Annotated in this window: 5 protein-coding genes; 3 read left to right on the top strand and 2 right to left on the bottom strand. The window is 49.0% G+C overall.

What is annotated here, in order from left to right; all coding sequences use genetic code 11:
* Positions 1-760: 760 nt before the first annotated feature.
* On the bottom strand, positions 761-1,618 hold the full coding sequence (locus C2M17_RS04975) for a tetratricopeptide repeat protein (protein WP_105199743.1): 858 nt from the start codon (positions 1,616-1,618) through the stop codon (positions 761-763).
* A gap of 75 nt (positions 1,619-1,693) precedes the next feature.
* Between C2M17_RS04975 and C2M17_RS04970 the strand changes: the two genes are divergently transcribed.
* Entirely contained in the window at positions 1,694-3,013 is a 1,320-nt protein-coding gene (locus C2M17_RS04970) for a M20 metallopeptidase family protein (protein ID WP_442792593.1), read from the top strand.
* On the opposite strand, the gene C2M17_RS04965 is transcribed toward C2M17_RS04970, so the two are convergent.
* Positions 3,010-4,932 (bottom strand): DNA topoisomerase III, encoded by a 1,923-nt coding sequence (locus C2M17_RS04965; RefSeq protein ID WP_105199742.1) that lies wholly within the window; start codon positions 4,930-4,932, stop codon positions 3,010-3,012. The two genes, C2M17_RS04970 and C2M17_RS04965, sit on opposite strands and share 4 nt — an antisense overlap.
* Positions 4,933-5,208: 276 nt before the next feature.
* On the opposite strand from C2M17_RS04965, the gene C2M17_RS04960 reads away from it, so the two are divergent.
* Together C2M17_RS04960 and ispA are read left to right on the top strand one after the other, a co-directional pair.
* Positions 5,209-5,448, top strand: coding sequence for an exodeoxyribonuclease VII small subunit (locus tag C2M17_RS04960; RefSeq protein ID WP_105199741.1), 240 nt, complete (start codon positions 5,209-5,211; stop codon positions 5,446-5,448).
* An 8-nt stretch (positions 5,449-5,456) separates the two neighbouring features.
* Positions 5,457-6,344, top strand: a complete 888-nt coding sequence (ispA, locus tag C2M17_RS04955; protein WP_105199740.1) for a (2E,6E)-farnesyl diphosphate synthase — start codon at positions 5,457-5,459, stop codon at positions 6,342-6,344.
* The last annotated feature ends 54 nt before the right edge of the window (positions 6,345-6,398 follow it).

Here is a 6,398-nt window from a genome sequence, read left to right as displayed (position 1 = left end):
TGTTAGGCCTGCCGCCAGCGTTCAATCTGAGCCATGATCAAACTCTTCAATTAAAAGTTTTTTGAAACCGAAGTTTCGTGCTCAATGAATACTGTGATGATATCTTTCGATATCGAATTGACTGTGCTGAATAAATTTCTTTATTCCGTTGGTCACTCACTTTCCATTTAAGGAAAAACATTGAGACTCTAAATTTGTTTGCGTCATCTAGCGAACTAGAATCTGCTGTTAGAACTCAATCTGTACGAGTGCCCACACAGATGATTGCTTCATATTTTTAAAGAACATTTCGAGTCGCTTTCGCGTCTCGAGGGCTGTGCATTCTACTCAACCCTGATTTGTTGTCAACACTTAATTTTGAGAAAGTTTCTTTTTTCAAGGAAAGCCTCAAAACTCAGTTTCACTTGACTCCCTGAGTCGCTAGCGCCTCGCTATGCGTTGCTACGCTGCGCGTCGCGCCTGCCGTCTCAGTGGGGTCGCATTATAGGGAGATTCGATTTCGACGCAACCCCTTTTTTAAAGAAAATTGCGAAAAATAGCCTTTTGCGTATCAATTGATTAATAAGCACCCAAAACCGGATGTTAAGTAGCCAAATTCAGGTCTTGAATTCAGGCCTTGTTATGATTCTTCCGTGGCAGGACTACTAAGTATTGAACAACTGCGGTAAAGATCAAGGTAGGAATCTAAAAATAATAACGGCGAGCCTAAGCTCGCCGTAGTCATATCTATACCTATATATGTAGGTACTCAAAAATAGCCCTAGTAAAGAATGCTATATAGTTTTCGACGTGACGCCGCCGCCAGGGCATCCCCCTCAGGTAGGCTGGCGATAATATCAAGATAGAACTTCTTCGCATCGGCAAAGTTAAGATCTTTCTTTAGCACTAAAAATAAAGTTTCGAGCGCTTCAGCTTTACGACCGGCATCATTAAAAGCCACCGCCAGTTTCACCTTAAGCTCTAAATTATCGCCTTGCTGCTCAATTTCCTGCTGCAATAAGCGGATCTCAGGAGAGTCTTGTGCTTGCTCTGCTTGCTCTAATTTTGCTTTGATATTGTTGTAGTAGGCGTCCTGATCCGCCAACGCTATAGTATCTAGCAAGGCTTTTGCATCATCCAACTTATGTATTTGGATGCAGATATCGGTTAGCACCAGCTTAATTCGAGCATTCTGCGGGTCGATTTCATAGGCCTGCTTGGCGTATTTAAAGGCATCATTCAGGTTATCCGCCGCCAACGCTGCTTTAGCCTGCTGTAATAAAGCATCTTCCGGCTGTGGCAGGTGCTTTTGCAATGCTTCTTTTATTTGTTGCTCGCTTTGCGCGCCTGGCAACATATCCACCGGCGCGCCACCTTTTAATAGCACTAAGGTAGGTAATGTCTGCAAACCAATTTGCTGCGCCAACTGGCTGGCCAGCGCTTGCTGAAGGTCACAGTCCAGGGTAGCAACGATAAGATGCTGCTGATATTGCTGCGCTAAACCATCGAGAATACGTGCCTGCTCTTGGCATTCATGGCTCTGCGCCGAGTAGAAGCTCAAGGCAACGATATTGTCTTCGGAAGTTTGTCCTAAAACCTGCTGAATATTTTCAGCAGTAAGTTGAATTTGATTCGTCATGGTTAAGTTGCCATCTATTTAGAATTAGGCTTTGATATGGAGTCAAAGATCACAATTACAAGTGTAAGGAATATTATGGGTTTTCTGCAAAATATGACAATAGCGAGCACGGCGTTATTATTAACCACGGCTTTGCCCGCCGACGCCGCTATTAAGGTTAACGAGCGCCTGCCCGAGCTGGAAAAGCTCTATTTGGACTTACACCAATCCCCTGAGCTCTCGTTACAAGAACAACAAACCGGCAAAAAAATCGCCAAGCAACTAAAACGTCTGGGCTTTGAGGTGACCACAGAGGTGGGCGGTTATGGCGTGGTCGGACTGCTAGAAAATGGTGCAGGCCCTACTATTATGATCCGCACCGACACCGACGGTTTACCCATCACCGAACAAACCGGCGTTTCCTATGCTTCTAAGGTGAAGGTGCTAAATAAAGAAGGGACTGAGGTCGGCGTGATGCACGGCTGTGGTCACGATATTCACATGACCAGCTTTATTGGCACCGCCGAGCACCTGGTCGCCCACAAAGACCAATGGCAAGGCACCCTAATGATGGTGGCCCAGCCCGCCGAGGAAGTGGGTGCCGGCGCCAAGGCCATGTTAAACGAAGGGCTCTTTAGCCAGTTTGCCAAACCGGATCATATTTTAGCCCTGCATGTCAGTGCCAGTGTGCCCGCGGGTAAGGTTGCTTTAAAGCCGGAGTACACCATGGCCAGCGTCGACTCTGTTGATATTCATGTCAAAGGCAAAGGCGGCCACGGTGCTTACCCACATACCACTATCGATCCCGTGGTGCTGGCTTCTCGTATCGTGCTGGCCTTACAAACGATCACCAGCCGCGAACTCTCTCCTCTTGAGCCTTCGGTAGTCACCGTAGGTTCAATCCATGGGGGCAGTAAGCACAATGTTATTTCCAACGAGGTCAAACTCCAGCTGACATTACGCAGCTATAACCCGGCGGTACGCGAACAACAGATTGCGGCGATTAAGCGCATTACCGCGGGTATTGCCGCCAGTGCCGGGCTTGAAGAATCACTTTACCCTGAAGTGGTGGTTCATGAGGCCGAGTCTATTCCCTCGACCTACAATAACCCAGAGCAAACCGCTCGCGTCACCCAGGCCATTAAAGCGGCCATTGGCGCCGATAATGTTGAGTTGACCGAGCCAGTCATGGCCGGTGAAGACTTTGGTTTATATGGCCGTACCGAAGACAAGCTGCCTATTACCCTATTCTGGCTAGGTGGTGTAGACCCTGATACTTACAAGGAGGCAATGAAAAACAATACCCAGTTACCGTCATTACATTCGAGTAAGTTTGCTCCGGATTACCAAAAGGCGATTCCAACTGGGGTCAACGCCATGAGTAATGCAGCATTGGCCTTGTTTAATAGAAACTAAGCCTTAGCTTTACTGCTTTTAGGGCGCGGGCTTTTTCTTCTCGCGCCCTTAAACTTCCTTTTTACCTGACTCTTGATATGTGAAAACTGACGACTGTCACAGGTTTTTGCTTCTTCTATTAATGCCCCTAGTTGCCCAACCAAGGGCTGCATAAAATCATCGTACTTAAGCTGTTTCTCTGCAATTTGTGCCAAGGCCATTTCCCAATGAGCGGTCATATCCGGTGTTGAAAGGGTGTCAGGCAAGGCATTGATCAGCGCCACACCCGTTTCTGTGGCAACAATGGTCTTGCCACTGCGAGCAAGGAAGCCGCGGGTAAACAATAACTCGATAATGCTGGCGCGGGTCGCCTCTGTACCCAGGCCATCGGTTTCCCGCAGCACCTTACGGATATCCGGGTCTTTCACATAACGGGAAATAGCGGTCATCGCTGCAAGCAAGGTGGCATCGGTAAAATGCGCCGGTGGTGTGGTGTTTTTATCTAAACGCCGCGCATCCTCGCACAGTACCTGCTGACCCACGCTTAAAGGCGGTAAGCTAGGCGCTTCTTTTTCTTCTTTATTAGGCAACAACACCTTAAAGCCGCGTTCTATCTCTTCTTTGGCCTTGGTAGTGAACGTGCCGCCGGCTATCTCTGCTTCCACATCGGTTTGGTGATAACGGTAGGCCGGCATAAATTGCATCAGGTACTGGCGACAGATCAGCTCATAAACACGGCGCTCCGTTTCTGTGAGCTGCGCCGAGGTCTTTTTATTGGTCGGCACTATGGCATGGTGAGCGGCAACCTTGGCATCGTTAAAGCAACGTGCTTTTCTTAACGGATCCGCGGTAGCCAGCTGCTCTTTTGAAAACACGCCGTTGGCAATCACGCTGTCGATAATGGCAGACGCCTGCTGAAAATGATCCTTAGGCAAATATCTATTATCCGAGCGGGGATAGGTGATCAAGGTGTGTTTTTCATAAAGGCTTTGGCAGGTATCAAGTACCGCTTTAGCTGGCAATCCGAAGCGCTTGGCGGCATCAATTTGCAGTGCCGACAGGTTATAAGGCAAGGGCGCCAGCTCTTGTTTTTCAGCCCTTTTGACCTGAGTGATCAATCCATGCTGCCCCTTGATACGGGAAACAACATTATCGGCCAAGGCCTTGACTAATACCCGACCCTGCTCGTCCTGATAAGGTTGGCAGGCTTCGCTCGGTTGCCACTTTAAGGTAAAGCCTTGTTGCTCTTGAGTGCGCATCAGGGCTTCTACTTCATAGAAGGGCTTGCTGACAAATTCTTTAATTTCTTTATCCCGCGCTACCACCAAGCCAAGGATGGGCGTTTGCACCCGGCCAACGGAGAGCACCCCCTTATAGCCGCCTTTTTGGCCCGCAAGGGTATAGGCCCGGGTGAGGTTCATGCCAAACAGCCAATCGGCACGGGAGCGCGCCAAGGCCGAGACGCTAAGTGGAATAAATTCCGCGTTGGCACGCAATTGTCCAAGGGCCTTTTTCACTGCGGGTAAATTTAGGTCACTGATCAGTAAACGCTGAATACTTTGCTTTTTAGCCTTGCTCACATTGGCTTGGGAGATCACCTCATCGACTAAGAGTTGCCCTTCCCTGTCGGGGTCGCCAGCATGAACAATTTGCGAAGCTTGCTTGATCAGCTTTTTGACCAAGGTAAGTTGTTTGCGGGTTTTGCTCTTGGCTTTAAGCTGCCATTGCTGTGGCACTATGGGTAGATGCTGTACTTGCCACTTTTTATAAGCGGCATCATAGTCATCGGGCTCAGCCTGCTCTAATAGATGACCGATACACCAGGTCACGCAATCGCCATTGCCCAGCTCGATATAGCCGTCTTTTTTGTTATGGGGTTTAGGTAAAGCGGCAGCAATGGCACGCCCAAGGGAAGGTTTTTCGGCAATATATAGCTTCATAGCACAACAACTGTTCATCCATACAGTAAGAAAGAGTGTAGTGCATTTTTAATTTTGATGAAAGAATATTAAGAGCAAGTGCTCACTAAGTAACGCGCACCCATGCTTTAAATTGCTACCGAGCCACTTCAAGTACTTAACCCTTTATTTAAAATCCGCAGATTAAAAACAGCTACACTGGCTCTAAGTGGTCGAAAATCATCACCGCCTTTGACCTGGTCACGGAATCCCCCTAAAATTGGCGCTCTTAGCAATTCAGTAACGAGAGCGCAGGCAATGGCCCAAAAAAAACCAGAAAACCTCACCTTTGAGGACGCAATCAATGAACTGAGCCAAATTGTCACTGAGATGGAACAAGGCGATATGCCGCTGGAACATTCTTTAAAGCAGTTTGAACGTGGGATCAGCCTGGCCAATGTCTCGGCGCAAAAACTGGATCATGCACAGCAAAAGGTAAGCATGCTGATGAGTAATGATCTCGACAGCGAATTAACGCCTATGGACCCTCAAGAGTAATAGTCACTGTGGAATTAAAACAAGCCTTAGCGCAAGCGCAGCAAGACGTAGTGCACACCCTGGAAAACTATTTCCACAGCCAGCAAGATGCCCAACCAAGGATCCTCGCGGCCAGCCAATACAGCGTACAAAATGGCGGTAAACGACTGCGTCCGTTTTTGGTTTATTGCGTCGGCTCCATGCTCGGTGCCAACAAGGGTGATCTTGATAAGGCCGCCGCGGCCATCGAATGTATTCACAGCTATTCCCTTGTGCATGATGACTTGCCAGCCATGGACGACGATGAATTACGCCGTGGTCGCCCCACCTGCCATATTGCCTATGATGAAGCCCATGCCATTTTGGCCGGTGACGCCTTGCAGAGCATCGCCTTTGAATTGCTAAGCAGCAGTGACTTTAACCTAGAGGCCGGTGCGCAAATTCGCTTGGTACAAAGCCTAAGCCGAGCGTCTGGTTTGCTCGGCATGGTCGGCGGCCAGGCCCTGGACATAGCCGCCACAGGAAAAGACATCAGTTTAAGCGAGCTTGAGCAGATACATAATGCCAAAACCGGTGCGCTCCTAAGCTGCGCCATCGAACTTGGCTATTTATGCGCCCCCAAGGGCGACAGCGATACGCAAGCGGCACTGCAAAAATACGGCAAGGCCATCGGCCTGGCTTTCCAGGTGCAAGACGATATTTTAGATATAGAAGGCGACACCCAGACCTTGGGCAAACCGCAGGGCTCGGATGAGGCCGCCAGTAAAGCCACCTACCCGGCTCTGCTTGGCTTAGATGGCGCAAAAGCCAAACTACAGCAGCTCTATGACGAGGCCATTGCCGCCCTCGATAACCTGCCCTATGACACCAGGATGTTGGCGCAACTGGCGCAATACATCATCGCCCGAGATCATTAAAAATTACTACAGATGGCCGTGCCCATTTTGATATACTCGGGCCATCGCAGTGAA

It is taken from the genome of Pseudoalteromonas sp. T1lg10 (genome assembly GCF_002964545.1).
Taxonomy (GTDB): domain Bacteria; phylum Pseudomonadota; class Gammaproteobacteria; order Enterobacterales; family Alteromonadaceae; genus Pseudoalteromonas.
This window is presented reverse-complemented; position numbering and strand designations above follow the sequence as displayed.

Coding starts and splice junctions, on each gene's coding strand:
- C2M17_RS04970 (WP_442792593.1), top strand. CDS start 1,694: ATGGGTTTTCTGCAAAATATGACAATAGCGAGCACGGCGTTATTATTA.
- C2M17_RS04960 (WP_105199741.1), top strand. CDS start 5,209: ATGGCCCAAAAAAAACCAGAAAACCTCACCTTTGAGGACGCAATCAAT.
- C2M17_RS04975 (WP_105199743.1), bottom strand. CDS start 1,618: ATGACGAATCAAATTCAACTTACTGCTGAAAATATTCAGCAGGTTTTA.
- C2M17_RS04965 (WP_105199742.1), bottom strand. CDS start 4,932: ATGAAGCTATATATTGCCGAAAAACCTTCCCTTGGGCGTGCCATTGCT.